Raw genomic sequence first — 26,965 nt, 5'->3', positions numbered from 1 at the left:
TCACAAATGAAATTACACCTAAACCAAAACCTATTTTAGTGCATAAGATGGTAAGAAGAGTTTTATTTTGAATGGAGGATTTAATTATGCCAATACCATTAAGACCAGGGCAGGCGATGCAAGGTGGTTATCCACCGAGGATGATGCAGAACAGGTATAATCCTGGACCGCCATTTGGAGGAGGTTATAACCAAGCACCACCAATGCCTATGCAAGGTCCAAGGATGAATCGACCAATGATGCCCGCTCCAGGGATGAATCGAAACGCTGGAAATCAAGGTGGCGGGATTCTTTCAAAAATATTAGGGCGTGGAAGACAGCAAGGCGGTCCTGGAGGAGGAATTCCATTATTCAATAGAGGTGCTTCAAGTGGAGGTGGAGGTCTTTCTGCACTCAGCAGAGGAGTCTCAAGTAGTGGCGGAGGCGGAGGAATACTCCAGTCATTAGCAAACCCAGAAATGTTAAATGGCTTTTTAAACAATACGCAAACCGTCTTAAAGACGGCTCAGCAGTTTGGTCCTATGATTCAACAATATGGTCCACTTGTTAGAAACATACCAAGTCTTTGGAAGCTTTACCGCGGGTTAAAGGACAGCTCAAGTGATAGCTCGGGTGAAGAAACCGAAGAAACAACTGCAAGTGAATCAGATGAGGATATCGAATCGATGGAGGTAAATCCAATTATTCTTGAGGATTCAAATAAAGACATTAACAAGAAGCATCATCAGACAAATACACGTTCCTTAAGTAATGAGAGTAGACGTTCCGTACCAAAGTTATTTATTTGATCACGTTCTCTTTAATATTTTCTTTTCCCAAACTAAGATGACAACTTCCTTTGTAATCTAGCAACAGGTTTTATATAATAAAGAAGTAGATAAAGAGTCACCTAAAAGGGAGGACGAAACATGGAAGTTATTAAAATTTCTCCACGAGGATATTGTTATGGGGTTGTCGATGCAATGGTTATTGCTCGAAATGCTTCATTGGATAAATCTTTACCAAGACCTATTTATATACTAGGAATGATTGTTCATAACAAACATGTCACTGATGCGTTTGAACAAGAAGGTATAATCACTTTAGATGGATCGAATCGGAAAGAAATTATTGAAAAAGTCGATAAAGGGACCGTTATTTTTACGGCTCATGGTATCTCACCTGAAGTACGTGAAATAGCGAAGCAAAAGGGATTAGTTACCATTGATGCTACCTGTCCTGATGTAACCAAAACTCATGATTTAATTGAAGAAAAGGTGAGCGATGGATTTAAAGTTATTTATATCGGCAAAAAAGGCCATCCTGAACCAGAAGGTGCCGTTGGGATTGCTCCAGATCAAGTTTTTCTTGTCGAAACGATTCAAGATGTGGAGAAATTAAATGTAACACACGATAAATTAATTGTTACAAATCAAACAACGATGAGTCAATGGGATGTTTTCCATGTGATGGAAAAAGTACAGGAGAAATATCCCCATGTCGAGGTTCATAAAGAAATTTGTAATGCTACACAAGTTCGTCAAGAAGCGGTTGCCAAGCAAGCAACACAAGCAGACGTAACCATTGTTGTCGGTGACCCTAAAAGTAATAACTCCAACCGTCTGGCACAAGTTTCCGAAGAAATTGCCGGAACAAAGGCTTACCGGATTGCTGATATTTCGGAGCTAGAAATAGATTGGATTAAGGATGCGAAAACCGTTGCAGTGACAAGCGGCGCTTCAACACCAACACCGATTACAAAAGAAGTAATCTCCTTTATTGAACAATTTGATCCATATAATAGTTCAACCTGGGCGAGGGAGAAAAAGGTGCCATTGGCAAAAATTTTACCAAAAGTTAAGAGTATAGACTAAAAAAACCAGGTAAGCCACCTGGTTTTTTTAGTCTATACAAATTGAAATGGGTCTGTATGAATTTCGGAAGAAAATATTTTTATCGCATATCCCTTTTCGTTGAATAATTGTGATAACTTAATAGCTACTCCTTTTTTCATGACCTTTTCAACATTATGCCCTGGATCGATTATGTGAAGTCCTTGGGCAGCAGCGTCATGAGCGGTATGGTAATAAAAATCTCCGGTCACAAACACATCAGCCCCTTTAAATTTGGCTGATTGGAAATATTTATTTCCATCTCCTCCAAGCACTGCAACTTTTTTTATTTTTGCATCTAACGGTCCCACAACACGAACAGTTTTGACATCTAGGGCTTGCTTTACTTTTTCAGCAAACTCCTTTAATGTCATTTCTGATACCATTCCTACTCTACCTAACCCAAGAGTTTCTCCTTTATTGTCCAGACTTATTAAATCATAAGCTGGCTCTTCATATGGATGCGCCTTTATTAAAGCACTGATGACCTTTTTTTCAAGATATTCAGGGAAAATCGATTCAATTTTAATTTCTTCGACTTCTTCAAACTTTCCAGGTTTTCCAATAAAAGGATCTGCACCCCTCCCAGGCAAAAATCTTCCCATCCCGCTAGTACTAAACGAGCAGTAGTCATAATCGCCAATTGCCCCTGCTCCCGCTTTACCAATTGCCTCTCTTACAGCCTCATCATGACTTTTTGGAACAAAGGTGACTAATTTTTTCAACTTGGTTGTAACAGTTGGGAAAAGTATTTCGGAATGAGATAAACCAAGCGCTTCTGCTAATAAATCGTTTACGCCTCCCTTTGCTACATCGAGATTCGTATGTGCCGCATAAACTGCAATATCATGCTTGATTAACTTCTCGATTAATCGACCATTATAATCATCCGATGTGATTCTCGTGAGTGGTCGAAATATTAACGGATGATGGGCAATAATTAATTGAACATTTTTGGCAATTGCCTCATCCACGACCTCTTCTAAAACATCTAAGGCAATCATGACATTTTCGACCTTGCGGCTAAGGTTGCCAATTTGTAAGCCTACTTTATCCCCTTCCATTGCCAAATTTTTAGGAGAGAAGCTTTCAAAAACCTGAATAATTTCATAACCGTTTACTGTTTTCAAGTATTAAGGACCTCCTCGACCATTTTGATTTTAGTTTCAAGTTCTTCCTTCTTTTTTCGGATATCATCAGATTGAAAAGCATCCGTTAATTGTCTTAAAATTCTTTCCCAGTTCCGTTTTTCCTCTACCCATTTTTTTATAAATACATCTGATTTTTTTTCTATAAGAAATGGTCCCATTAATAAACCTGTTTGTAATCCAGATGTGTAAGGGCGATTGGGTTCCCCTTTTTCAGCTATCAATACTTCATAAATCTTCTGATCTTCTTCAATTATTTCCTCACCGATAAGTTCCCAGTCATTTTCCATCAACCATTGACGAATTGAAATTGCGCTAATATTCGGTTGGAGAATTAATCTTGCTACAGAAGATAACTTCTCTTTGCCAGCTTCCAAAATGGTTGAAATTAATGTCCCACCCATTCCGGCAATTGTTATGCAATCCACTTCTCCGACAGAAACGACCTCTAAACCATTTCCCTTCCGAACAGAAACATACTCCGATAAGCCATCTTCCATTACCTGCCTTTTGGCGGATTGAAAGGGTCCTTCCACCACTTCACCCGCAATAGCAAAGGGAACTAATCCTTTTTTTACAAGATAACATGGCAAATATGCATGGTCGGAGCCAATATCTGCAATTCTCGAGCCCTTTGGGATATAATCTGCTACAAGCGAAAGCCTTGCAGATAATTTTTCAGTATTCAAATATACCACACCAATCTTTAATGCTTTTCTTATGTAAGTATAAAAAAAGTTCTTTGCCATTGCAAAGAACTTTCTTATACTGCTATTTTAGGTTTGCTATAAATTCAGCCATTGCATCAAGCTGTTCGCCTTGAACAAGACCTTTAGGCATTCCACCAGGTAAACCATTTTGTAAAATATCAGCAACCTCATCTTTTGATAAGCCTGTTCCTTTTAGGGCAGGTCCCATTGATCCTTCATATGAGTTACCGTGGCAGCCTGCACAAGTTTGCTTATAAATGTCTTCCGGATTTGCAGCAACCTCAGTTTTTGGTTCTTTTCCACCTTCAGCCTCTTTAGCGATTTCTTTTGAATCTCCTAAGCCTTTAAAGGAAAGAAGAAACATAAGCCCAATTCCAAAAACCATAATTACAATAAATGGTACAATTGGATTTCGATTCATGACATTTTACCCCCTATGTAGAACATTACTATTATTGTGTACAAACAATTTCTATTTTACTTTAAAAACAGATAGAGGGGAAGTGTTTATAATCATTTTATATTAGAAAACATAGAAATTTTATTTTAACAACCAATTTCTCTGGAAATAACAATGCGTTGTACCTCGGAAGTTCCTTCGCCTATTTCCAATAGCTTGGCATCCCGCATAAATCTTTCTACATGGTAATCCTTCATATAGCCATAGCCTCCATGGATTTGTACGGCTTGACTTGTTACTTCCATACAAATTTCTGAGGCATATAGTTTACACATGGAAGCTTCCTTTGAAAATTTACGTCCTTGGTCTTTTAACCAAGCAGCTTTATAAACCATATTTCTAGCTAATTCTATTTTTAATGCCATATCAGCCAACTTAAATTGAATCGCTTGAAATTGTGAAAGCGAACGACCAAATTGCTTTCTTTCTTTTGCATATTGAAGGGCTTTTTCATAAGCGGCTTGAGCAATTCCGACCGCCATTGCTCCAATTCCGATTCTTCCGCCATCAAGAGTAACTAAGAACTGCTTAAAACCTTCCCCTTTTCTCCCTAAAAGGTTCTCAGTTGGTACATGGACATCCTCAAAAACAAGTTCAGTTGTGTTTGAAGCATTTAGGCCCATTTTTTCATAATTATCAATAATTTTAAATCCTTTAGCATCGGTTGGAACAATAATCGCACTAATTTCCTTTTCGCCATTATGTTGATTCGTTATAGCAGTAAGAGCGAGATGTTTTGCATAGCTTGCATTCGTGATAAAGCACTTGCTGCCGTTAATAATGAATTCACCATCTTTTTCAATCGCTGCTGTTTGTGTTCCACCCGCATCAGACCCGGCATTTGGTTCAGTGAGACCAAATGCACCAAACGATTCCCCCGTACAAATTGGTGTCAAGTATCTTTCCTTTTGCTCTTTAGTCCCAAACATATTAATCGGTGCGCCACCTAAAGAAATATGGGCTGAGTACGTTATCCCTGTCGAACCACAAGCCCTACTTAATTCTTCTACTACAATGGCAAAGCTGACTGTATCCGCTCCACCTCCACCAAATTGTTCCGGAAAAGGTAAGCCCATAACCCCCATTTGTGATAGTTTCTTGAAAATATCAATTGGGAATTCCTTTGTTTTGTCACGCTCATAAGCACCTGGTGCGACTTCTTCATCTGCAAATTCCCTTATCATTTTGCGAATCATGTCTTGTTCACTCGTTAAATCAAAATTCATGTCCATCCCCCTCATAAAAACTTATCTTTGTATGCGCTTACTTAACTATTATAAGTGGGAATGAATAAAATTCTCAAGATTAAAAAACTTTTAAAAATTTATTATTATCCGAAAATAATAAATTAGATGAATTGAAAACTCTCATCCGTCTTAATCGCTCATCCAACCCTTTTGTAAAAAAACAATTAATTTGTCGCTAACAAATTATTTTCGAAAGGCAATTTGCAATATAAAAGAGAATTCAGTAAAATAATTTCAAACGATGAATCACGGAAGTAAAAAAAATAGCCTACCTCTTAAAAGAGGTAAACTATTCCTTTGATACTTTATTCTAAGAAATCCTTAAGTCGTTTACTTCTACTTGGATGGCGAAGTTTCCGTAACGCCTTGGCTTCAATCTGACGAATACGCTCTCTAGTTACACCAAATACCTTACCAACCTCTTCGAGAGTACGAGTGCGTCCATCATCTAATCCAAATCGTAGACGTAAAACATTTTCTTCACGGTCGGTTAACGTATCAAGAACATCTTCTAACTGTTCTTTTAATAACTCATATGCAGCATGTTCAGAAGGTGATGTTGCATCTTGATCTTCAATGAAATCACCAAGATGTGAATCGTCTTCTTCACCTATCGGTGTTTCTAAAGAAACCGGTTCTTGAGCTATTTTTAAGATTTCACGGACCTTATCAGGAGTTAAATCCATATCCTCAGCAATTTCTTCAGGGGACGGCTCTCGACCAAGGTCCTGTAATAATTGTCTTTGGACTCGAATTAATTTATTTATCGTTTCAACCATATGAACTGGGATACGAATCGTTCTAGCTTGATCGGCAATAGCGCGAGTTATCGCTTGGCGAATCCACCAAGTTGCATAAGTACTAAACTTAAAGCCTTTACGGTAGTCAAATTTTTCAACAGCTTTAATAAGACCCATATTTCCTTCTTGAATTAAATCTAAAAAGAGCATTCCGCGACCAACATAACGTTTTGCGATACTTACAACTAATCGCAGATTCGCCTCTGCCAGACGCCGTTTTGCTTCTTCATCACCCTGTTCAATCCGTTCAGCTAGAGAGATTTCTTCTTCAGCTGAAAGAAGGTCTACACGACCAATTTCTTTTAAATACATTCTTACTGGGTCATTAATTTTCACCCCAGGAGGAACGCTTAAATCATTTAAATCAAATTCATCTTCGTCTTTTGCTAACTGATGAATATTTGGAGCTTCTTCGTCCTCATCGTCACTGTCTCCAACTAACTCAATCCCTTGATCACCTAAAAACTCATAAAATTCATCCATTTGGTGTTGATCCATTTCAAATGTTGACAGTTTTTCGGCAATATCATCGTATGCAAGCACACCTGTTTTTTTACCTATAGCTGTTAATTGGTCTTTTATTTGATCAAGGGACATTTCTGTTTCAACCTCTTTTGATTGGGCTGATTTTTCAGTCATATGGCCCCCTCCTTCCAAAATCACTCATATACAATTTATTTTATTTCATTGCTTTTTCTAAATTAATAATTTCTAAAGCAATGATTGCTGCCCTGGTATAATCTTTTTGTTTTTCTGCTTCTTTTTTTTCTGCATTCTTTTCCTTTATCATTAACATTTTAGGAAAATTAAACACCTGTTTTAAATAATCATTTAACTCTTCTGGACTTATTTCAATGGAAATAGACATCATATCGATTTCAGCAACAATGCGTTTTAATTTTTCATCCTTAATATAGTTTAAAAATGAACTGGAATCAGGTAAATTCCCTTCTTCGTAATACCCTAGCAAATAGGTAAAAATCGCTTGATGCTCGTCGACATTAAAGGTTGTTCCATTTAATAATTCCTTTACCTTATAGGTGATATCCATATTTCTTAACATATGAGCAATTAATCTGCGTTCTGCTGTTTGATAGGCAGGAAGTAAACCTCTTCCGGAAACAACAACTGGGGTTGGTTCTCTTTTTGGTTGCCTTTCAAACTTCTTGTGCTTCGATTGCTGATTGGCAACTGATTCTAATTGCTGCTTTAATGCCTCATAGGAAATGGAAAATTCATTGGCTAGCTGTCTTAAATAATGATCGATTTCAACAGCGTTGTTGAGAGTTGCGATTTCCTTTACTATTTCTTCGATATAAAGTAAACGATCTCCTTCAATCTGAAGATTTTTTCCTCTCCGAAAGTAAAGAATCTTAAATGACATCCATGTGATAGGGGCACTTATTACTTCATTACGAAACCTTTCTGTTCCATTTTGCTTAATATAATCATCAGGATCTAAGCCATTTGGAACCATTGCAACTTTCACATGGATACCAGCTCCCATAAGCATCTTACCTGCCCGAAAGGCTGCCTCTATTCCGGCAAAATCGGAATCGTAACAAATGGTAACAGTCTCCGCCACTTTTTTTAATGTTAAGACATGATCCTCTGTTAGAGAAGTTCCCATAGTAGCTAAACCGTTAGGTACTTCGGAACGATCAGCAGAGATGACGTCAGCGAATCCTTCAAATAATATTGCGTGACTTCCTTTGCGAATACTTGCTTTTGCTAAATGATAATTATATAAAATTTTACTTTTATTAAAGATTACCGTTTCAGGACTATTTAAATATTTTGGCTGTTCTTGCCCTAAACTTCTTCCTGAGAAAGCAATCGTATTACCTTTTTTATCAAATATCGGAAACATAATTCGGTCCCTAAAACGGTCAAAATAACTGCCATCGCTTTCCCGTTTAATAATAAGACCTGAATCTACCAATACTTGAGTCGGGAAGTTTCTCTTTATAAGCAGCTTCGAAACAAAATCCCATGAATTTAAGGAATAACCGATTTGGAACTTTTTAATGGATTCTAGGGTAAAACCTCGTTCTAAAAGGTACTCTAACGCATGCTGTCCCTCTTTTGTATTAACCAACAAATGATGATAAAATTTACATAATAACTCATGGGCATCAAGCATCTGTTTCACATCATTTGGGACATTATGTTCTGGGTTCAAATTAGCGAGATCAATCTCTAAATCGATATTCGCTTTTCCAGCTAATTTTATAGCTGCTTCAACAAATGAATGTCCTTCGATATCCATTAAAAAAGAAAAAACGTTGCCACCAGCCCCGCAACCAAAGCAATGGAAGATTTGTTTGTCTGGTGAAACAGAAAAAGAAGGAGAGTTTTCACCATGGAATGGGCATAAACCAAAATAGTTCCGTCCTTGTTTTTTCAATTGGACGTATTCACCAACGACTTCGACAATATCGACAGACGCTCGAATTTGATTAATTTTTTCCTCGGCAATTCTTTCTGACATGAGAGCAACCCCATTATAATTCGTGATTCATTTTAAAATTCCTTCAAAATTCGACATTTTTTTTGTTAACCTATTCACAAAGCGTTTCCTGTCCTCCACACACCATACCTGCCAAACTAATATCTGTGGCGGACCTCAATATCAAGTTGGTGTTCCATTATGTATAGGTCGGTAGCTTTTCAGTCATCCCCATCAACAAAAATTGTCGAGATTTGGTTTGTAATAGTAGTTATTCTACATCACTCCACAATTTCCTTCTTTAGAAGGAGAATTTTCACATTTATAACAAATTGTCGAATTTTTTTGTTTTACACACCTTGACATCTAACAATAAATAGTTTATTCGTTCCAATCCAAGTCTAAACCTATTTATATGCTTTTTTTATCACAATTTTTAATTATAGTATATAAATATAAGAATTTCTATAAATTTGATTGAAATTTTTATTAAAAAAACTGACACATCTTCATATTTATGAATGTGTCAGTATGATGAATATTATTTACTTTCCAAGCTTATAGTGGTGTAGAATCGCATTAGCGGTTTCCTCAACTGCTTTATTCGTAACTTCTATAACTTGACAGCCAATTCGTTCAACAATTTTGTTAAAATAATTTATTTCTTGTTTGATTCTTTCGAGATTGGCATAGCTTGCTTGGTCGTTTAAGCCAAGTGATTTCAGCCGTTCTTTACGAATATCATTTAATTTTTCAGGGCTAATCTGTAAACCAAAACATTTTTCCTTAGGAACCAAAAATAGTTCTTCAGGAGGGTCAACCTCGGGAACTAGTGGCACATTTGCCACTTTTAATCGTTTATGTGCCAGATATTGTGATAATGGCGTTTTTGAAGTCCTCGAAACACCAATCAAAACAATATCAGCCTTTAGAATTCCCCTAGGGTCCCGCCCATCGTCATATTGGACGGCAAATTCGATCGCCTCAACCTTTTTAAAATAATCTTCATCAAGCTTCCTCACTAAACCGGGCTCAAGTAGCGGAGTTTCTCCAGTTAACTCATGAATTTTATCCATTAACGGCCCGATTAAATCACAAGCATATACCCCAGCTTCAAGAGACTTTTCTTTTATGTATTCTCTCATTTCCGGTTTAACTAGTGTAAAAGCTAACATTCCTTTATCGAATTTGGCAAGCGAGATAACCTCGTCAATATTTTCGTTATCTTCAACATAAGGAAAGCGTTTTAATATAAAATTAGCATTATTAAATTGACTTATCGCGGCTTTTGTAACTAATTCAGCCGTTTCACCAACTGAATCAGAGACGACATAAATAACGGTATTCAAATTTTATTTACTCCTCTCTTTAACGTCATTGGTCCTGAGCAAGGGACAAAAAGGCTTTTGTAATATTCGTTTTCGTAATTCTTCCAATAACCTCATAGCCTTTTTCTGTTTCCTTCACAATCGGCAATGCATCAATTTGCTTTTCGATTAATTTTTGAGCTGCATCTATTAATAAATCCTCTTTTTTACACATCGTTATGTTGGGCATCCGAGTCATAATAATATGCACTGGAATAGTCGTTAAGTCCTGTTTTCCTAAGCTTGCCCGTAACAAATCCTTCCGTGATAATACCCCCACCAGTTTGGATGTTTGGTCAACTACAAATAGTGTTCCAACATCCTCTAAGAACATTGTACAAATGGCATCATAAACAGAGATATTTTCATTTACTACTACCGGAATCGATTGGAAATCCTTCACATAAAGTTTCTGTAAATTTTCAGTCAATAACTGTGTTCCGGATTTACCTGTATAAAAATACCCGACCCTTGGCCTAGCATCCAAATACCCTGCCATAGTTAAAATCGCTAAATCGGGTCTTAATGTCGCTCTAGTTAAGTTTAATTGTTCGGCAATTTGTTCTCCAGTAATTGGTCCATTATCCTTTACAATCTGCAAGATTATCTCTTGCCGTTTAGTTAATTCGATTGTCATCACCACCCAACACAAATCTCCCAAAAATTCATATGACTCTATTATATACTTTTAAAACAAAAAGAAAAACAGTCTGCCACGCATATGGCAGACACTTTTGATTATTTCACAATAATTTCATTTACTTTTGCAAAGTTTAGGATGAATCTTGCGAGTTTGGCAAGCAGGCTCAGGCGGTTGGTTTTGAGCTCTTCGTTTTCAACCATAACCATAGTGTGATCGAAATAAGCGTTGATAGCTGGCTTTAATGAAACTAATAACTCAAAATATTGATCGTCAGTTATAGATTCGGATAAAGAGCCTTCAAGATCAATAATTTTCTGATATAAGCTTACTTCATGCTCATTTTCGAATAAATCCTTGTTTATTTCAGCTGGTTTTTCGAGTTTCCCAGTAATGTTCAATACCCTGCTCAATGACTCGATATCTTCTTTGAAATGATCGGTTGCTTTATTCGTTTCTAATAACTGAGCTTTATTAACAAGGGATGTAACATTAGCAATGCGATTTCCTAAAACAGCATCAATAATATCGTAACGAATTCCTTTCTCTTGCAATAAATGCTTCAATCTTAACTTAAAGAAAGAAAGTAACTCCACTTTAATGTCTTCAACAGATTTCTTTTGGAATCCTGCCTTTTCGGTAAGCTGCAAGGAGATTTCAAGTAATTCCTCAAAGGCAATGCTCCACTTTTTATCCAATAAAATTTGAATAACCCCTGTTGCCTGACGTCTTAACGCATATGGGTCCTGTGAACCGCTAGGAATTTTGCCAATCGCAAAAAAAGAGGTGATGGTATCGAGTTTATCAGCGATGGCTAAAATTGCCCCCACATTACTACTTGGGGTGCTGTCCTCTGAGTTTCGCGGCATATAATGTTCATTAATAGCCGTTGCAACTGCCGCAACCTCACCTTTTTGTAGGGCGTATTTTTCTCCCATTTGCCCTTGTAACTCCGGAAATTCATAAACCATGTTGGTCACTAAATCAAATTTACAAATCTCAGCAGCTCGGTTAACTGCTTTTTGCTCATCTGCAGTAGCATGAACTAGATTGGAGATTTCATTAGCAAACGCTTGTACTCTATCGTTCTTTTCGGACAATGTTCCAATTTCTTCATGGTAAACAATTGATGTTAATTTCTTTAAGCAATCAGCAATGTCTAGTTTTTGATCTTCCTTATAAAAAAATGCTGCATCGGAGAGTCTTGCTCTTAATACTTTCTCATTTCCTTTTGCAACCGTGTCCAAATGCATATGGTCGCCGTTTCGTACAGTTACAAAGAAAGGTAAAAGCTCGCCCTCTTTTGATTTAACCGGGAAGTAACGCTGATGTTCTTTCATAGAAGTAATTAATACCTGCTCAGGGATCTCTAAAAAAGATTCTTCAAATTTACCAAATAAAACGGTAGGGTATTCGACAAGATTATTAACTTCTTCTAGTAATTCCTCATCCATCGGAATAACCCAGCCATTTTCATCCATTAAGTTATCAATTTGTGAGATTATTGCCTTTTTTCTTTCCTCGGCATTTACAATCACAAACTGACTTAATAATGTCTGAACGTATTCATTTGGTTGATTAATCGTAATTCGTTCTCCAAGAAAACGATGTCCAAAAGAGAAACGGTCTGTTTCAACATTAGCAATATTAAAGGGGATGATTTCATTTCCAAATAAGGCAACCAACCACTTGATAGGGCGAACATATTTTAGCTCTTGGTCTGCCCAACGCATGTTCTTTGGAAAATATAAATCTGTCACCACTTGTTTTAAATGTGGTAAAAGTTCTTTTGTCTCTTTACCCTTGATAAACTTTTGGACATGAGCATATTCGATTCCATTAATTTCTTTAAAATAAATATCTTCAACCGCAGCACCCTGACCTTTAGTAAAACCAATTGCTGCCTTGCTCCATTCGCCATTTTCGGCTTGGGCTATTTTTTTAGCTGGCCCTTTTGCTTCCTCATGAATATCCTCTTGCTCCTCACTAATCCCTTCAATCAACAAGGCTAAACGTCGTGGTGTAGAATAGCGGTGAATATATTGATAACCAATTTTATTTTCCTCTAACCATGCGCTCACTTTTTCCTCTAATTGTCGAATCGTATCCGTAATAAAGCGCGCCGGCATTTCTTCTAAACCAATTTCAAGCAATACATCACGTTTATTCATGATGATCTGTCTCCTCTCTCTTTAAGATTGGAAATCCTAGTTTTTCTCGCTCTTCATAAAAAGTTTTAGCCACTTTACGTGCCAAATTACGGCAACGCCCGATATAGCCAGTTCTTTCAGTTACCGAAATGGCTCCGCGTGCATCCAAAAGATTAAATACATGGGAACATTTTAAAACATAATCATAAGCAGGATGAACCAGCCCATTTTCCATTTGCTTATGGGCCTCTTGTTCATAAATCGAAAAAAGATTAAAAAGCATCTCAATATTGGATGTTTCAAATGTATATTTGGAATGCTCATATTCGGGCTGTAAAAAAATATCTCTGACAGTAAATCCATTTGTCCATTCTAATTCAAACACATTTTCCTTGTCTTGAATATAGGATGCTAGTCTTTCAATTCCGTAAGTAATTTCAACAGAAACTGGTTTACATTCAAGCCCACCTACTTGTTGGAAATACGTAAACTGTGTGATTTCCATACCATCTAACCAAACTTCCCATCCTAGACCTGCACAACCTAAAGAAGGATTCTCCCAATTATCTTCTACAAACCGAATGTCATGCTCCAATGGATTAATTCCTAGAGCCCTTAATGAATCAAGATAAAGTTCCTGAATATTATCAGGTGACGGCTTCATGATGACTTGAAATTGGTGATGTTGATAAAGGCGATTTGGGTTTTCCCCGTATCTACCATCAGCTGGTCGACGGGAAGGCTCCACATAGGCCACATTCCAAGGCTCAGGTCCAATGGCACGAAGGAATGTGTACGGGCTCATCGTACCTGCCCCTTTTTCCACATCATATGCCTGCATCAGAATGCAACCTTGATCAGACCAATGCTTTTGTAATGTTAAAATCATGTTTTGGATATTCATTAATAAAACACCTCCAGTAAAATAAACAACAAAAAAACTCCCGTGCCTTATGCCTTAAGCATAGGGACGAGAGTTACCCGCGGTTCCACCCTAATTACTACTAATAGTAGTCACTTTCTTTAAATGCTGCTCCAGAACGCCTTCCTTAATGCTCTATACCCTAGCTCGCACCAACCTAGGTTCGCTTTTATAGAGGAAATCAAGTACTACTCTCCTTCGTTGCAACTATTCATATGTAAGATATTATATTAAAAATAACTTCAATGTCAACATTCCATTAGACTCTTTTCGTAAACTTTGTTGTTTACAGAGCTAGGCTTAGCTTAAAGTTTATTACGAAATTGTCCCATTTGATTAAGAAACCGTTTCGATTTTAAATGCAATCCTGAGTATTCCTCATAATAGGCATCGATCACCGTTTTTAATTCTTTTTTTGTGTCTTCTTTTACCGAAATCGTCCCTAACCTAGAAAGATCTAAATAATAAAAAATTCTTAGCAGTTTTAAGGTGGCAATTGAAATTTTAAAATGGTAGGGATCTTTTTCTAAACATCGGTGGCAGATAAAGCCATTTTCACGAATGGAAAAGCTAAAATGTCCATCCGTTTGACCACAAATAGCACAACCATTTAAATTTGGATATAGACCAAGGGAATTTAACATTTTCATTTCAAAAATATGAATCATTATATCAGGGTCATATTCCTCATTTAAATAGTTTAACGTTTGATACAATAGCTCAAAAAAATACGGATTTATTTTTTTTTCATCCGTACATTTATCAGCTAATTCTAATATGTAACTGGCATAAGCAGTAATAATAATATCCTCGCGAACTCCTCGAAAAGTAGAAATTAGTTCTCCCTGCTGTAGGTTCCCTAATCCGCTTCCTTTTTGGATTAGAAAATAACCGTAAGAAAAAAGCTGAGTGATGGCAGCCAATCGACTATTTGGCTTTTTAGCGCCACGTGCCATCACTCCGATTTTTCCCCATTCGCGGGTATATAAAGTTACAATCTTATTTGTCTCTCCGTAATCGGCCGTCCTAATAACGATGCCTTCACATTTTTGAAGCATCTAGCTTCACCATCCAATGGTTATGAGATGGGAAAATCAACCTCTGCTAGCTCTTCGTCCGAATTTCTGGGTATTTCTTGCTTTTCCTTCTCTAACTCTTTAAAGATTAGATAAGTGTCAATATTACCTGTTTGTGAAAAGACCTTCCAGGTAAAATCTAACATCGAAAACCCCACCTTTCAATTTTTGACTAGCGCTGTAAATCCCAAACCCTTAAATTTATCATTGCCAAACTTAGAAAAATTCATGATACGAAAATATTACTAATGTCACCAATGCATAATCTTCAATAATCGATAATATGGTTTAAAGGTATGTGCTAATATTCATCTTCACGGAAACCATAATCTCGCAGCTGGGATTGCTTATTCCGCCAGTCCTTTTGTACTTTTACCCATAGCTCTAAAAACACTTTAGATCCAAGAAGGTTTTCAATATCGATGCGGGCGAGCTTGCCAATTTCCTTTAACATACTGCCTTGTTTACCAATAATAATCCCTTTTTGGGAATCCCTTTCTACAATCACTGTTGCCATGACATGTATGAGATCTTTGTCCTCACGACGTTCCATTTTGTCAATCACTACTGCTAACGAATGGGGGATTTCTTCACGTGTCAGATGTAATGCCTTTTCTCGAATCAGTTCTGAGACGATGAATCTTTCAGGGTGGTCTGTCACCTGGTCAGCAGGATAGTATTGTGGACCCTCTGGTAAATACTTTTTGATTATTTCAAGCAAATGGTCCACATTATTTCCTTCTAAAGCTGATATAGGGACAATTTCCTTAAAAGAGTATTTTTCCTTATATGATTCAATAACAGTAAACAGTTCATCTGGATGGATTTTGTCTATTTTATTTATGATTAAAAAAATTGGCGTCTCAACTGTCTGAAATTTTTCGATAATAAATTCTTCACCACGACCAAACCCCTCTTCAGCGTTTACCATAAAAAGAATTAAATCGACACCTTTTAACGTATTCGTTGCTACCTTCATCATAAAGTCGCCTAATTTATGCTTTGGCTTATGGATTCCAGGCGTGTCGATGAAAACAAGTTGCGCATCCGAAGTTGTTAATACCCCTTGAACCTTATTCCGAGTTGTTTGCGGTTTATCACTCATAATGGCAATTTTTTGACCAATGACACGATTGAGAAATGTAGATTTTCCGACATTGGGCCGCCCGATAATCGAAATAAAACCTGACTTATATTGATTGCTATGACTTTTCATTAGTTCCTCCAGTTAAGATCACTAGTACGAATTTGCTTAGTTCTATACAGTATATCGTGATATAGATTGTTTCTTTATTTTACCTCATTTCATTTATATTTTCATTAATTGTTGCAAAAACGTAATATAAAAAATTGAATTTTCTAAACATTATATGATATTAATGTTATTTATGTCATTTTAACGAATGTAACATTATTTTTCAAACTAACAAAAAAATAGAGACTACCCTAAAAGGAAAGTCTCAAAAAAACGATAAAAGCTTTGGAATAAAAATAATTAATCCAATTATTACCGATAAACAGGCGAAAATAAGTACTGCACCAGCTGCAATATCCTTTGCTTGTTTCGCAAGAGGATGGTAATCGCTAGTTACTAAATCCACTATTCTTTCAATCGCCGTATTAATCAATTCCAGTATAACCATTCCACCAATACAAATGAGGATAAACATCCATTCAGTTTTTGATATAGAAAGCACAAAGCTTAATAAAATGACAATTATTGAAAATACAATATGAAACCGAAAGTTTTTTTCTTGAATAAATGCATTGTGAATCCCTTCCAACGCAAATCTAAACGTTTCGACATATTTATATTGACGTTTCTTATCGTTTAAGTCCATAATCTTCTAGGATTTCCCTTTGCAGAGAAAACATTACCTTTTCTTCCTCTTCTGTTTCATGATCAAACCCTAGTAAATGCAAAAAACCATGAACAGCTAAAAAGCCTAATTCTCGCATAAAGGAATGCCCATATTCGTCTGCCTGTTCTTTTGCTTTCGGGATTGAAATAATGATATCCCCTAAAATTCTAGGTTGATCCTCAAATTCAAATTCGATTTCGCCTTCACCTAACTCTTCCATAGCAAAAGATATCACATCTGTAGGATGATCTTTCTGACGGTAATCTCGATTAATCTCTTGTATTTTTTCGTTTGTAACAAACGTAATCGAAATTTCACTGCCCGATTCCACGTTTTGTTTTTTTGCGGCAAACGCTAAAATATTTTCGATTTGAATGATCTCGGTTTGATCTAATGAATTGGTTTCATCAATTGAATCAATTACTAAAGTCATGTTTCGTTCACCTTCTTTGTAAATTCAGGATATTCAATCCGAGAATGGAAAATCCCATTTAATGTTTCACATAAAGAATGTGCGACCGTATCAAGCTCTTTAAGGGTTAAATCACATTCATTCAGTTGCCCATCGGAAAGTCTATCAGCAATAATATTTTTAACAAGCGTTTCGATTTGTTCTGCAGAAGGGTGGGACATCGAACGGACGGCAGCTTCTACACTGTCAGCAATTCCTACAATTGCTGCTTCTTTCGTCTGCGCTCTTGGCCCTGGATAGCGATAATCTTCCTCTTTTGCTTCCATGCCACTTTTCATTGCTTTATGATAAAAAAACTTTAACAAACTCGTTCCGTGATGTTGTTCGGCAATATCAATAATTTCCTTTGGCATTCGATGTTTCCTTAGCATTTCAGCACCATCTGAAGCATGTGCCACAATGATATTAACACTCGTTTGTGGTGGTAATTTATCATGCGGATTTGTGATATTCATTTGATTTTCAATAAAAAAATGTGGACGTTTTGTTTTTCCAATATCGTGATAATAACACCCTACTCGCGCTAAAAGGCCATTAGCCCCAATTGCCTCGCAGGCAGCCTCCGACAAATTCGCGACCATTACACTATGGTGATAGGTACCCGGGGCTTCTGTTAATATTTTGCGAATGAGCGGATGATTTGGGTTCGATAATTCAATTAAACGCATCGTTGACAATATGCCAAAACTTGCTTCAAAAAAAGGTAATAGCCCTATTGTTAAAACAGAGGAACTGATTCCTGAAACAAGCGCCACTATAACATAAAGACCGTAATCTAATCCACTATATTTTCCATTTTGCAAAAACATTAATGCTAAAATAACAATTAAATTAACAAATGAAACAAAAACTCCGGCTTTTAAAATTTTTGTCCGATGATTTTGTCCGCTAAGCAATAGTATACCCGCAATCCCACTGCATAATATATAAATTCCTACGGTAATATTTAAGGTTCCGGTAACTTCTTGATTAAAAATAATGCTACCACATACCGCCATAATCAGGGTAAACAAAATGGATAATTTCTCATCAATAAGGATTTTGATTAGTAGTGCTCCGAATGCAGCTGGATAAACATAACCGATTTCCGCATAATCAAATTGTTGGAACAGACTTACAACTTTCATAAAGACAATTGCTAAAATAAAAATAATACCAAAGAGTAATAGGTTGGACTGTTTCATCTCTTCTGATATTCGCAATTCATTAAGATAAAAATAGATGGAAACTAGCATGATTAAAATGATTAAAGTTAATCCGATAAAAGGCTGAATAGCCTTTTCACTGCCTAATTTTCCGACCAGCATTAATTGCCTATATATATCCCGGTCAACAAATTTACCTTGCTCGACAATAATTTGTCCTTGAAGAATGCGAACTGGTTCAACATTTTCAATCGTTTGTTGACGCAATCTTTCTGTAGCTTCTTGGTCAAAGAACTCATTCTGAGTGACTGCATATCGACCTATTTCAATCGAAGCGAATCTCAAGCTACTATTTAATCCTGAATATCTAAGTTGCTCTTCTAGTTGCTTCTTTGCGTTTTCAACCATGCTTGCCGAGATTTTTTTACTCATTACTTCATTTATTGCAGTAATCGTCAAATCCTTAGCAATCTTAAGATCAGTTTTCTTCGCCTGAACTAAAGCAACAAAGGTTTGCTCGGAAAGTTCTTTTGTTTCATTTTCAGTTAATTTTTCTTTCAAGCTTCCCACTCTAGTTGAAAGACTTTGTGTAGAAGAACTAGATAGATTCGACTCATTATTCGCCTCTAATTCTGCTGCCTCTTCAATAACCTCAATAGCCGAATGGAATATTGATGTAGTTAGATCAATTCGATTTTGGGCAATTTCGGGGTTAAGAGTATATACATCCTTAACTTCTGCTAGCGCTTCCTTTTGCTTTCGCTCAGTAGCCTCTTTGTCCTCTACTGTTATTGGTGATAGAACAGTTTGTTTTGCCACTTCCAGTTTATTCACTTCTAATTTTTCTGGTCTAACATTGCTGTACATCACAGCATATAAAACAGACCCTAAAACTAAATACAAAAGAACACGAAAAAAGGAAATTGCCAATAAATTTCTTACTTTACCAAAATGTTTTTGTAATTTCTCCATCTTATTTCCCTCCTATCATGGTACAAGAAGACCAGATAAGCGTTCATTCATGTATTATGTAAATACTAACAGTTTTCAAGGAAATTTTCATTAAAAATAAAAAACTAGCCTTAAAATCACAATAAGGCTAGTAATTGTTTATTATTCCTTTTGACTGTACGCCGAAATAATTCTACCTACCAATGGATGGCGAACGACATCGCTTTCTTCAAGATATACAAAAGATATTCCTTTTACACCTTCTAAAATAGCTGCTGCTTCAATTAAACCTGATTTAGCGCCTTTTGGTAAGTCGACCTGAGTTTTATCTCCTGTAATAACCATCTTCGAGCCAAACCCAAGTCTAGTTAAAAACATCTTCATTTGTGCATGAGTAGTATTCTGCGCTTCATCTAAAATAACAAAAGCATCATCAAGAGTTCGGCCCCGCATATAGGCTAAAGGAGCGATTTCAATCGTCCCACGTTCCATTAATCTTGCCGTATGCTCTGTACCAAGAATATCGTGCAAAGCATCATAAAGTGGTCTTAAATACGGGTCTACTTTTTCTTTTAAATCTCCCGGTAAAAAACCTAAACTTTCTCCTGCTTCAACTGCTGGCCTTGTTAAAATAATCCTTTTTACAGATCCATTTTTTAAAGCATTTACGGCCATTACAACAGCTAAATAGGTTTTTCCTGTGCCGGCAGGACCAATACCAAACACTAAATCATTTTTTCTGATAGCCGAAATATATTGGCGCTGACCAATTGTTTTGACCCGAATCGACTTACCTTTAGCATTTTTGGTAATCTCTTCCTCATAAATTTCAGTAAAATAATCCAATGTTCCTTTATTAGCTAGTTGAATCGCATAAATCACTTCTCTGCCACTAATCGTAATTCCTTTACGAATCAAATAAAGAAGCTTGTCTAAGATTTTTCCAACTAATTCAACCTTTAAAGGTGATCCGGAAACAATCACCGATTCTCCCCTAGTTATAACAGAAACGGCCAGTTCCTGTTCAATTAATTTTAGATGGGTATCGGAATTCCCGAACAGATTTAGTGCCTCATCTGGATTATCCAGTTGTAGATCCATCGTTTTAATTTCTTCTGTCATTCTGAGTCTCCTTGAGTAATGGGTTGAGCTTTTGTAATGTCTTCGATAACTTGATAATGGAGTATTAATTTAACTTTACCATTCTCAAATGCTTGATGTAAAATTTTTTCTCCTTTAATTTTAGCATCTTCAGAAATATGCCTTTTTATATCCTCTCTCGCTAAATTCTTTGCATTTTGAATTGCCTCTTCTTTTGTGTATTCGATCGTAACTTTCTCACGTTCCCTGTAAGTATCATGAATGTAGGAGATTGGAATTTCCCATTTTAAGAAACGGACTTTTTTCTCATATCGTTCTAGCTCATATTCTGTAAACGGGATTTTCCCTAACCCCCATACGGGGATCGCCATTTTACCAAAACTAATAAAATGTTTTTGCTTCTCTTGTCCATTAAACACAAAAAATGTTTTCTTCAATGGTAAATTCACTTTTGTTTTATACCAAGTTTCTCCTAAAATTTCACCTTTTGCGGGAACGAGTTGCGGAGAATCTTCTCTGCCGATTGCCCCAGATACAAGCAGCTGACCTGGAATAACATGGTCATGTAACTTGACTTTTGGTTGTCCTTTTTCAACAAACATATCAACAATAATCGCTTTCTTTTTGGCCACTAAGTTACGAGGGCTTAACGTAATGAGTTTCTCAGGTTGAGTCTTCTCCACTACTTCAAAATGAAAGGTTGTCCCTTTTAACTCGACACCAACCCAAGTTAGTTCCTCGATTTGATTTGTTAAATTTCGTTGAATACTCTCAACATCTTCCATATAAAACTGAAGTTTTCCAACTTTAATTCCCATTTCGGTAAGGGCTTTACGAATTTGATGTTCCGTAGCAGGCTTGGCCCCCTTAATTTCAATACCCCAAACCATATTGGATAATATCAGTAAAACAATCATAAACCCTAAGGCACCTGCTAAAAAACCACCGTTTTGGAAAAGCCTTTTCAGAAGAAAAGGCGCTCCGTTTCTTTGCAAAAATTTCACTTTGCAGCCCGTTCTTCTTCGATATTTTCTTAGTTCGTGAACATCGGCTAGCTTCATTTTAAAAATAATTGCTTCAGGACCACTTCTTCTAACATTCCAAATAATTAAACCGCCCTTGGTAAGGGTATTGATGAACCTTTCAATTCCCTTCCCTGTAACTTTGACGGTAACAATTCCAGAATAAAATTCTATCCAAAGATTCTTCATATTTACGCCCCCGGGTTCTATTCATTGATATAGATAACTTGATCTATTTTTCCTTCAAGGAGGATTTCTTCGGGTAAGATCGTTTTAATAACAAAGCCTTTTCCCTTCACTAGAAGTTGACCTTGTTTTAGTAATAAACGTAGCTCCTGTTCTGAAAAGGCTAATAAGCCACGGTGATTCTCTATATAAATATGGATTTGCCCAATCATTGTTAATCGGGGTAAATCCATCATGACATCTTGAGGAAGATCCATTTTTTCGGTCATCCATTTTCGGACCTTCAGTCGGAAGCTTTTTGCCATAAAAAAAGAACCCCCTTTCATCTCATTTGTATGAGATAAAAGGGGATTCTAGAACATTATCTTCTAGCTTTGGAATGTGTTTTTCGGGCTCTTGGTGGGCCTAGAATTTCAGACCAAACAATACCATTTATGAGTTGCTGCTTATTTGGAGTTAAACCGATTTCATCCTTTATTTCCCCTTCAGCAATCATATTTACTATTTCCCTACTAGTAATGTCCGAGTTTGGTTCACTTTTCGAGGGAGGTTTCGTTAACTCAAGATTATCTCTCGTTAGTACCTCTGGCTGAATAATCTTACCTTCATTTTTAGGTAAATCCACTTTAGTGATTTCCGGTAAATCAAATAACTTTTTCCAGTCTGCTTTTTCTTTGGTTGATTGTTCTCCATTAGGGTTGCCTTTAAGTCTTTTTACATAAGACACAATCATCCCAATAATGACAATTAAAATAATCGGGTTGTCAAAAAGAAATTCCAATCGACTCCCCTCCTTCAATTAGTATTACTTTATAGGCCCATCTTTTTTGTCTCCTGACATCTTGCCAATTGATCCCCTCATATCGGTATCAGCGGAAATATTTTGGATGTTCATATAATCCATTACTCCGATATTTCCTGACTTCAGTGCTTCGGCCATTGCCAGAGGTACTGTTGCCTCCGCTTCAACTACCTTAGCACGCATTTCTTCGACACGCGCCTTCATTTCTTGCTCTTGAGCAACAGCCATTGCCCGACGTTCTTCTGCTTTAGCTTGAGCAATTTTCTTATCTGCTTCTGCTTGTTCAGTCTGTAATTCTGCGCCGATATTTTTACCAATATCAACATCAGCAATATCAATCGATAAGATTTCAAAGGCAGTGCCAGCATCAAGGCCTTTGGCAAGAACTGTTTGTGAAATCATATCAGGGTTTTCTAGTACCTTTTTATGATCCTCAGAAGAACCAATCGTTGAAATGATCCCCTCACCAACACGAGCAACAATCGTCTCTTCTCCAGCTCCCCCTACCAAGCGTTCGATATTTGCGCGAACAGTAATACGAGCCTTGGCTTTTACCTCAATCCCATTCATGGCTACTCCAGCAATAAATGGAGTTTCAATTACTTTAGGATTAACACTCATTTGGACAGCCTCTAAAACATCACGTCCAGCCAAATCAATCGCGGCACAACGCTCAAAGCTCAATTCAATATTTGCACGATGTGCAGCAATGAGTGCATTAACAACACGGTCAACATTACCACCAGCTAAATAATGGCTTTCTAAATGATTGGTAGCAACTGCTAAACCTGCTTTATGAGCCTTAATTAATGGATTAATGACTCTACTCGGTGTGACCCGGCGCAGTCTCATTCCAACAAGCGTAAAAATACTCACTCTTACCCCAGCAGCTAGGGCAGAAACCCAAAGCATCACCGGCACAAACGTAAATAAAACTGAAATAAGAATTATTGCTAATACAACAAGAATAATAACAAATGCAAAACTAGGTGTAATCATGATAACCTCCTTATTTATTGTGTAATTCTCGAACTACTATTCTTGACCCCTCAACTTTTACTACTTTAATGGGCTTATCTTTTTGAATAAAAGCCCCATCACTGACTACATCGATAATTTCTTCTTCAACTGATATCTTACCTGCAGGTCGAAGCTGTGTGATAGAAATACCTGTTTTTCCGATTAAATCAGTCCGATTCACATTTGAAACAAAGCCCTGCTCTGTATTCGTGGAATCTGTGAGGATTATTTTCTTAAAAATACTCATTTTACGACCCAACACCTTTATCATGAAAATAGAAACTATGATAGAAACTAAGAGGGCGATTAATATAGATATTCCCATATATATAACATTTTCACTTGCTAAAAAGAAACTGCCTAACACAGCGGCAAATCCAAATGCTCCGATAATTCCACCAGGAAGAAATAGCTCGGCAATAAGCAGAATGACTCCAATAGCAAATAAAACAATCGCTTCATAACCTGCTAAGCCAGCAACTAGGTGACCATAAAAGAAGAGCAATAATGCCGTTAGCCCCATAAAACCGGGTACACCAAATCCAGGGGAATATAATTCTAGAACCAATCCTAAACTAGCTATTGATAATAGGATTGGGATAACAACCGGATGAGTAAGAAAGCGAGCTAATTTCTCAGCAAAGCTTTCATCAATAGTTTTTATTTGGGCAGAATCGAGGCCAAGCTTATGCAATAACTCATCTTGATTCTTAACAATTCCCTCTGCATAGCCAACTTCCAGCGCCTTGTCGGCGGTTAATGTTAACAGCTGATTCTTTGTAATCCCTAACTCAGGGATTTCGACACTTCCATCAGCCATCGCACGAGCATAAATAGGATCTCTCCCACTGTTTATAGCAGCGCCCTCCATTGCTGCAAACCAATAGGATTCTGCCTTTTTTCCGGCTGTGTTTCCCTGTTGGTTAATGATAGCTGCTGATCCCATTGTAGCGCTTCTTACCATATAAATTTCATCGGTATTTAAAGCGATATAGGCTCCTGCTGATAACGCGTGGTTATTTACAAATGCAACCGTTTTAATTCTTGTTGAAGTTAACAGTTTACCAATATCAGCTGCCGCTTCTACTACTCCACCTGGGGTATTTATTTCAAAAATAATAGCTGCTGCATTTGCCTCTTCAGCTTCCATTACAGCTCTTTCTAAGAAAGCATTTAAACCTTTTTCTACGGTATCCTCGATTGGGACAATGTATACCACTTTTTCAGATTGAGCCGATACAAGGGGGATTTTCCACGAAAAAAAGGTAAGAATCAGCAGAAAACAAAGTAAAAAGTGTTTTTTCCCCACCTTCTCCCTCCTTAAAAAAATATTGCTTAAAAGTATGTACGAATGAACGCGAAAGAAGTTTCATTTATTACAATAGTTTTTTTTGTAGTAAAAAGACCGTAAGCTTGGCTTACGGTCTTAAACGTATTAGTTATGAAAGGTGTTGTTGTACAAGTTTATTAACCAGTGATCCGTCAGCTTTGCCTTTAACTTTTGGCATAAGCGCTGCCATCACTTTACCCATATCCGCTTTTGAAGTGGCACCTACAGCGTCAATTGTTTCTTTAACAATATTAGCAATTTCCTCTTCAGAAAGTTGTTTTGGCATGTATAACTCAACTACAGAAATTTCAAACTGCAGTTTTTCTACAAGGTCATTACGACCTGCTTTATCAAATTCATGGAGGGAGTCTTTGCGTTGTTTCATTTCGCGAGATAGGACGGTTAGCTCTTCTTCCTCAGTTAGCCCTTTTTTTCGAAGCTTTAGTTCTTCGTTTTGAATAGCGGCTTTTAACATCCGAATAACGGAGAGCTTGTCTTTTTCATTGCTTTTCAATGCTTGCTTCATATCACTATTTAAACGCTCGAGAAGACTCAATAAATTACACCCTCTCTTACCACTTACGTTTTCTTGCAGCCTCAGACTTCTTCTTACGCTTTACGCTAGGCTTTTCGTAGAATTCACGCTTTCTCGCTTCTTGTATAGTACCAGACTTAGATACCGTACGTTTGAAGCGACGAAGAGCATCTTCAAGCGATTCGTTTTTGCGAACGACAGTTTTAGACATTCTCTTTCCCTCCCTCCGAAACACAACACACTAACATGAAATACATGGTTTTTGCCATGTACTTTACGATTATAATATAACAGCGAAACAAGGTCAACTGTATTTATGACTAATAAGATTACTCATTTTTAAATAGCCAATTCTTCCTTGATAGTAGGTGTTTCCTCTACAACCCGAATGAATTGTCCTACATTATAAGGGTAACCAGCTTTTGTAAGCTTTACTTTAACAATTTTTCCTATCATATCTTCCGAACCTTGGAAGACGACTTTTAGATAATTATCTGTGTATCCTTCATAAAGACCACTATCCGGGTCATTTTTATACTTGTCTTCCGGGATAACTTCTATCACTTCGTCTTCGAACTTAGAAGAGTACTCTTTTGCTAACTGATCCGAAAGCGAAATCAACCGATGAACCCGTTCATTCTTAACCTCTTCATCAACCTGATCATCCATTCGTGCCGCTGGAGTACCTGTTCGTTTTGAGTATGGGAAGACATGCAGTTCTGAAAATTGATGTTCCTTTATGAAATTGTAAGTTTCCATAAATTCTTCTTCTGTCTCACCCGGAAATCCAACAATAACATCAGAAGTTACTGCTAAACCAGGCAAAGCTTCTTTTAAGCGGTCTAAACGCTCTCCAAAGAATTCCATCGTGTATTTACGACGCATTCTCTTTAAAACAGTATTCGATCCAGATTGAATTGGTATGTGCAAATGGCGCACAATTACTTTAGAATCATTAATCACTTGAATAACTTCATCCGAAATTTGGCTGGCTTCAATCGATGAAATACGGAGGCGTTTTAAGCCTTTTACTTGGGATTCTAAGTCCCTTAGAAGCATTGCCAAATTGTAATCTTTAAGATCTTCACCATATCCGCCGGTGTGAATTCCTGTTAAAACGATTTCTTTATAGCCGGCATCAACTAATTGTTGAGCTTGTTTAATAACCTCTTGTGGATCGCGTGATCTCATCAAGCCGCGTGCCCACGGAATTATGCAAAACGTACAAAAGTTGTTACATCCCTCTTGTATTTTTAAAGAAGCGCGAGTTCGGTCCGTAAAGGAAGGGACATCAAGCTCCTCATAGACGCGATTTTTCATAATATTACGAACACCGTTTATCGGCTGCCGCTCTTGCTTATATTGCTCGATATATTCAAGCATCTTTACACGGTCTTGAGTTCCAACGACAACATCAACACCTGGAATTGCTAATATTTCTGCTGGTGAGGTTTGCGCGTAACACCCCGTCACACAGATTACCGCATCAGGATTTTTACGGACGGCACGACGAATAACCTGACGACTTTTTTTATCACCAGTATTTGTAACGGTACATGTATTAATAATATAAACGTCCGAGGAAGTTTCAAAATCGACTCGTTCATAGCCTTCTTGTTTAAATAATTGCCAAATGGCCTCAGTCTCATAATGGTTAACTTTACAGCCTAATGTATGAAAAGCAACTGTTGGCATATAT

Annotated in this window: 27 protein-coding genes and 1 other annotated feature; of the genes, 2 read left to right on the top strand and 25 right to left on the bottom strand. The window is 37.0% G+C overall.

All coding sequences use genetic code 11. The features are described from left to right. The first annotated feature begins 86 nt into the window (after positions 1-86). Both vrrA and ACX9YW_RS03110 read left to right on the top strand, forming a co-directional pair. Entirely contained in the window at positions 87-788 is a 702-nt protein-coding gene (gene vrrA, locus ACX9YW_RS03115; protein ID WP_460341605.1) for a VrrA/YqfQ family protein, read from the top strand. A gap of 120 nt (positions 789-908) precedes the next feature. Next, complete coding sequence (locus ACX9YW_RS03110) at positions 909-1,853, top strand: 4-hydroxy-3-methylbut-2-enyl diphosphate reductase (RefSeq protein WP_460341602.1); 945 nt, start codon at positions 909-911, stop codon at positions 1,851-1,853. A gap of 32 nt (positions 1,854-1,885) precedes the next feature. On the opposite strand, the gene ACX9YW_RS03105 is transcribed toward ACX9YW_RS03110, so the two are convergent. The 25 genes from ACX9YW_RS03105 to mtaB all read right to left on the bottom strand — a co-directional run bounded on the left by ACX9YW_RS03105 (position 1,886) and on the right by mtaB (position 26,961). Further along, entirely contained in the window at positions 1,886-3,001 is a 1,116-nt protein-coding gene (locus tag ACX9YW_RS03105; RefSeq protein ID WP_460341598.1) for a Nif3-like dinuclear metal center hexameric protein, read from the bottom strand. After that, entirely contained in the window at positions 2,998-3,708 is a 711-nt protein-coding gene (locus ACX9YW_RS03100; protein WP_460341595.1) for a tRNA (adenine(22)-N(1))-methyltransferase, read from the bottom strand. The genes ACX9YW_RS03105 and ACX9YW_RS03100 overlap by 4 nt, the downstream gene beginning before the upstream one ends. Positions 3,709-3,790: 82 nt before the next feature. Next, positions 3,791-4,150, bottom strand: coding sequence for a cytochrome c550 (gene cccA / locus ACX9YW_RS03095; protein ID WP_460341592.1), 360 nt, complete (start codon positions 4,148-4,150; stop codon positions 3,791-3,793). A gap of 125 nt (positions 4,151-4,275) precedes the next feature. Then, complete coding sequence (locus ACX9YW_RS03090; RefSeq protein ID WP_460341589.1) at positions 4,276-5,415, bottom strand: acyl-CoA dehydrogenase family protein; 1,140 nt, start codon at positions 5,413-5,415, stop codon at positions 4,276-4,278. 326 nt (positions 5,416-5,741) lie between these two features. Beyond that, entirely contained in the window at positions 5,742-6,875 is a 1,134-nt protein-coding gene (gene rpoD, locus ACX9YW_RS03085) for an RNA polymerase sigma factor RpoD (protein WP_460341586.1), read from the bottom strand. A gap of 40 nt (positions 6,876-6,915) precedes the next feature. Further along, positions 6,916-8,727: a DNA primase gene (dnaG, locus tag ACX9YW_RS03080; protein ID WP_460341583.1), complete on the bottom strand. Its 1,812-nt coding sequence runs from the start codon at positions 8,725-8,727 to the stop codon at positions 6,916-6,918. Positions 8,728-9,230: 503 nt separating this feature from the next. Beyond that, positions 9,231-10,034 carry a pyruvate, water dikinase regulatory protein gene (locus tag ACX9YW_RS03075; RefSeq protein WP_460341580.1) on the bottom strand — a complete coding sequence of 268 codons (804 nt, stop codon included), beginning with the start codon at positions 10,032-10,034 and terminating at the stop codon, positions 9,231-9,233. A gap of 25 nt (positions 10,035-10,059) precedes the next feature. Further along, complete coding sequence (gene ccpN / locus ACX9YW_RS03070) at positions 10,060-10,689, bottom strand: transcriptional regulator CcpN (protein ID WP_460342321.1); 630 nt, start codon at positions 10,687-10,689, stop codon at positions 10,060-10,062. Between the two features lie 101 nt (positions 10,690-10,790). After that, a complete protein-coding gene (glyS, locus tag ACX9YW_RS03065) occupies positions 10,791-12,863 on the bottom strand; it encodes a glycine--tRNA ligase subunit beta (RefSeq protein WP_460341577.1) in 2,073 nt (690 codons plus the stop codon). Next, positions 12,856-13,746, bottom strand: a complete 891-nt coding sequence (gene glyQ / locus ACX9YW_RS03060) for a glycine--tRNA ligase subunit alpha (protein ID WP_460341574.1) — start codon at positions 13,744-13,746, stop codon at positions 12,856-12,858. Before glyQ ends, glyS begins: the two co-directional genes overlap by 8 nt. A gap of 59 nt (positions 13,747-13,805) precedes the next feature. Next, positions 13,806-13,975, bottom strand: a binding site (T-box leader). A 94-nt stretch (positions 13,976-14,069) separates the two neighbouring features. Continuing rightward, complete coding sequence (recO, locus tag ACX9YW_RS03055) at positions 14,070-14,822, bottom strand: DNA repair protein RecO (RefSeq protein ID WP_460341571.1); 753 nt, start codon at positions 14,820-14,822, stop codon at positions 14,070-14,072. A gap of 20 nt (positions 14,823-14,842) precedes the next feature. Further along, on the bottom strand, positions 14,843-14,986 hold the full coding sequence (locus ACX9YW_RS03050; protein ID WP_460341568.1) for a YqzL family protein: 144 nt from the start codon (positions 14,984-14,986) through the stop codon (positions 14,843-14,845). A 155-nt stretch (positions 14,987-15,141) separates the two neighbouring features. Further along, positions 15,142-16,056 carry a GTPase Era gene (gene era, locus ACX9YW_RS03045; RefSeq protein ID WP_460341565.1) on the bottom strand — a complete coding sequence of 305 codons (915 nt, stop codon included), beginning with the start codon at positions 16,054-16,056 and terminating at the stop codon, positions 15,142-15,144. A gap of 244 nt (positions 16,057-16,300) precedes the next feature. Next, complete coding sequence (locus ACX9YW_RS03040; protein ID WP_460341562.1) at positions 16,301-16,681, bottom strand: diacylglycerol kinase family protein; 381 nt, start codon at positions 16,679-16,681, stop codon at positions 16,301-16,303. Continuing rightward, the gene (gene ybeY, locus ACX9YW_RS03035; protein WP_460341559.1) at positions 16,665-17,135 is read right to left on the bottom strand and encodes an rRNA maturation RNase YbeY; all 471 of its coding nucleotides are present in this window, start codon (positions 17,133-17,135) and stop codon (positions 16,665-16,667) included. Before ybeY ends, ACX9YW_RS03040 begins: the two co-directional genes overlap by 17 nt. Beyond that, a complete protein-coding gene (locus tag ACX9YW_RS03030) occupies positions 17,132-19,291 on the bottom strand; it encodes an HD family phosphohydrolase (RefSeq protein ID WP_460341556.1) in 2,160 nt (719 codons plus the stop codon). Before ACX9YW_RS03030 ends, ybeY begins: the two co-directional genes overlap by 4 nt. A gap of 141 nt (positions 19,292-19,432) precedes the next feature. Beyond that, positions 19,433-20,392 (bottom strand): PhoH family protein, encoded by a 960-nt coding sequence (locus ACX9YW_RS03025; RefSeq protein ID WP_460341553.1) that lies wholly within the window; start codon positions 20,390-20,392, stop codon positions 19,433-19,435. Further along, positions 20,389-21,582 carry a sporulation protein YqfD gene (yqfD, locus tag ACX9YW_RS03020; RefSeq protein WP_460341550.1) on the bottom strand — a complete coding sequence of 398 codons (1,194 nt, stop codon included), beginning with the start codon at positions 21,580-21,582 and terminating at the stop codon, positions 20,389-20,391. The genes ACX9YW_RS03025 and yqfD overlap by 4 nt, the downstream gene beginning before the upstream one ends. A 17-nt stretch (positions 21,583-21,599) precedes the next feature. Further along, positions 21,600-21,884 (bottom strand): sporulation protein YqfC, encoded by a 285-nt coding sequence (gene yqfC, locus ACX9YW_RS03015; protein ID WP_460341547.1) that lies wholly within the window; start codon positions 21,882-21,884, stop codon positions 21,600-21,602. A gap of 56 nt (positions 21,885-21,940) precedes the next feature. After that, the gene (locus ACX9YW_RS03010) at positions 21,941-22,360 is read right to left on the bottom strand and encodes a YqfB family membrane protein (RefSeq protein ID WP_460341544.1); all 420 of its coding nucleotides are present in this window, start codon (positions 22,358-22,360) and stop codon (positions 21,941-21,943) included. A gap of 24 nt (positions 22,361-22,384) precedes the next feature. Continuing rightward, complete coding sequence (gene floA, locus ACX9YW_RS03005) at positions 22,385-23,380, bottom strand: flotillin-like protein FloA (RefSeq protein ID WP_460341541.1); 996 nt, start codon at positions 23,378-23,380, stop codon at positions 22,385-22,387. 10 nt (positions 23,381-23,390) lie between these two features. Then, positions 23,391-24,677 carry an NfeD family protein gene (locus tag ACX9YW_RS03000; protein ID WP_460342318.1) on the bottom strand — a complete coding sequence of 429 codons (1,287 nt, stop codon included), beginning with the start codon at positions 24,675-24,677 and terminating at the stop codon, positions 23,391-23,393. Positions 24,678-24,840: 163 nt separating this feature from the next. Then, positions 24,841-25,287 (bottom strand): GatB/YqeY domain-containing protein, encoded by a 447-nt coding sequence (locus ACX9YW_RS02995; protein ID WP_460341538.1) that lies wholly within the window; start codon positions 25,285-25,287, stop codon positions 24,841-24,843. 16 nt (positions 25,288-25,303) lie between these two features. After that, a complete protein-coding gene (rpsU, locus tag ACX9YW_RS02990) occupies positions 25,304-25,477 on the bottom strand; it encodes a 30S ribosomal protein S21 (RefSeq protein WP_019154564.1) in 174 nt (57 codons plus the stop codon). A 128-nt stretch (positions 25,478-25,605) separates the two neighbouring features. Next, positions 25,606-26,961, bottom strand: coding sequence for a tRNA (N(6)-L-threonylcarbamoyladenosine(37)-C(2))-methylthiotransferase MtaB (mtaB, locus tag ACX9YW_RS02985; RefSeq protein ID WP_460341534.1), 1,356 nt, complete (start codon positions 26,959-26,961; stop codon positions 25,606-25,608). Between the last annotated feature and the right edge of the window lie 4 nt (positions 26,962-26,965).

The organism is Pseudoneobacillus rhizolycopersici (assembly GCF_054786815.1).
This window is presented reverse-complemented; position numbering and strand designations above follow the sequence as displayed.

Excerpts from the sequence above, each read along its gene's own strand:
- vrrA (WP_460341605.1), top strand. The coding sequence starts at position 87 with ATGCCAATACCATTAAGACCAGGGCAGGCGATGCAAGGTGGTTATCCA.
- ACX9YW_RS03110 (WP_460341602.1), top strand. The coding sequence starts at position 909 with ATGGAAGTTATTAAAATTTCTCCACGAGGATATTGTTATGGGGTTGTC.
- cccA (WP_460341592.1), bottom strand. The coding sequence starts at position 4,150 with ATGAATCGAAATCCAATTGTACCATTTATTGTAATTATGGTTTTTGGA.
- ACX9YW_RS03090 (WP_460341589.1), bottom strand. The coding sequence starts at position 5,415 with ATGAATTTTGATTTAACGAGTGAACAAGACATGATTCGCAAAATGATA.
- rpoD (WP_460341586.1), bottom strand. The coding sequence starts at position 6,875 with ATGACTGAAAAATCAGCCCAATCAAAAGAGGTTGAAACAGAAATGTCC.
- dnaG (WP_460341583.1), bottom strand. The coding sequence starts at position 8,727 with ATGTCAGAAAGAATTGCCGAGGAAAAAATTAATCAAATTCGAGCGTCT.
- ccpN (WP_460342321.1), bottom strand. The coding sequence starts at position 10,689 with ATGACAATCGAATTAACTAAACGGCAAGAGATAATCTTGCAGATTGTA.
- glyS (WP_460341577.1), bottom strand. The coding sequence starts at position 12,863 with ATGAATAAACGTGATGTATTGCTTGAAATTGGTTTAGAAGAAATGCCG.
- glyQ (WP_460341574.1), bottom strand. The coding sequence starts at position 13,746 with ATGAATATCCAAAACATGATTTTAACATTACAAAAGCATTGGTCTGAT.
- recO (WP_460341571.1), bottom strand. The coding sequence starts at position 14,822 with ATGCTTCAAAAATGTGAAGGCATCGTTATTAGGACGGCCGATTACGGA.
- ACX9YW_RS03050 (WP_460341568.1), bottom strand. The coding sequence starts at position 14,986 with ATGTTAGATTTTACCTGGAAGGTCTTTTCACAAACAGGTAATATTGAC.
- era (WP_460341565.1), bottom strand. The coding sequence starts at position 16,056 with ATGAAAAGTCATAGCAATCAATATAAGTCAGGTTTTATTTCGATTATC.
- ACX9YW_RS03040 (WP_460341562.1), bottom strand. The coding sequence starts at position 16,681 with ATGGACTTAAACGATAAGAAACGTCAATATAAATATGTCGAAACGTTT.
- ybeY (WP_460341559.1), bottom strand. The coding sequence starts at position 17,135 with ATGACTTTAGTAATTGATTCAATTGATGAAACCAATTCATTAGATCAA.
- ACX9YW_RS03030 (WP_460341556.1), bottom strand. The coding sequence starts at position 19,291 with ATGGAGAAATTACAAAAACATTTTGGTAAAGTAAGAAATTTATTGGCA.
- ACX9YW_RS03025 (WP_460341553.1), bottom strand. The coding sequence starts at position 20,392 with ATGACAGAAGAAATTAAAACGATGGATCTACAACTGGATAATCCAGAT.
- yqfD (WP_460341550.1), bottom strand. The coding sequence starts at position 21,582 with ATGAAGAATCTTTGGATAGAATTTTATTCTGGAATTGTTACCGTCAAA.
- yqfC (WP_460341547.1), bottom strand. The coding sequence starts at position 21,884 with ATGGCAAAAAGCTTCCGACTGAAGGTCCGAAAATGGATGACCGAAAAA.
- floA (WP_460341541.1), bottom strand. The coding sequence starts at position 23,380 with ATGATTACACCTAGTTTTGCATTTGTTATTATTCTTGTTGTATTAGCA.
- rpsU (WP_019154564.1), bottom strand. The coding sequence starts at position 25,477 with ATGTCTAAAACTGTCGTTCGCAAAAACGAATCGCTTGAAGATGCTCTT.
- mtaB (WP_460341534.1), bottom strand. The coding sequence starts at position 26,961 with ATGCCAACAGTTGCTTTTCATACATTAGGCTGTAAAGTTAACCATTAT.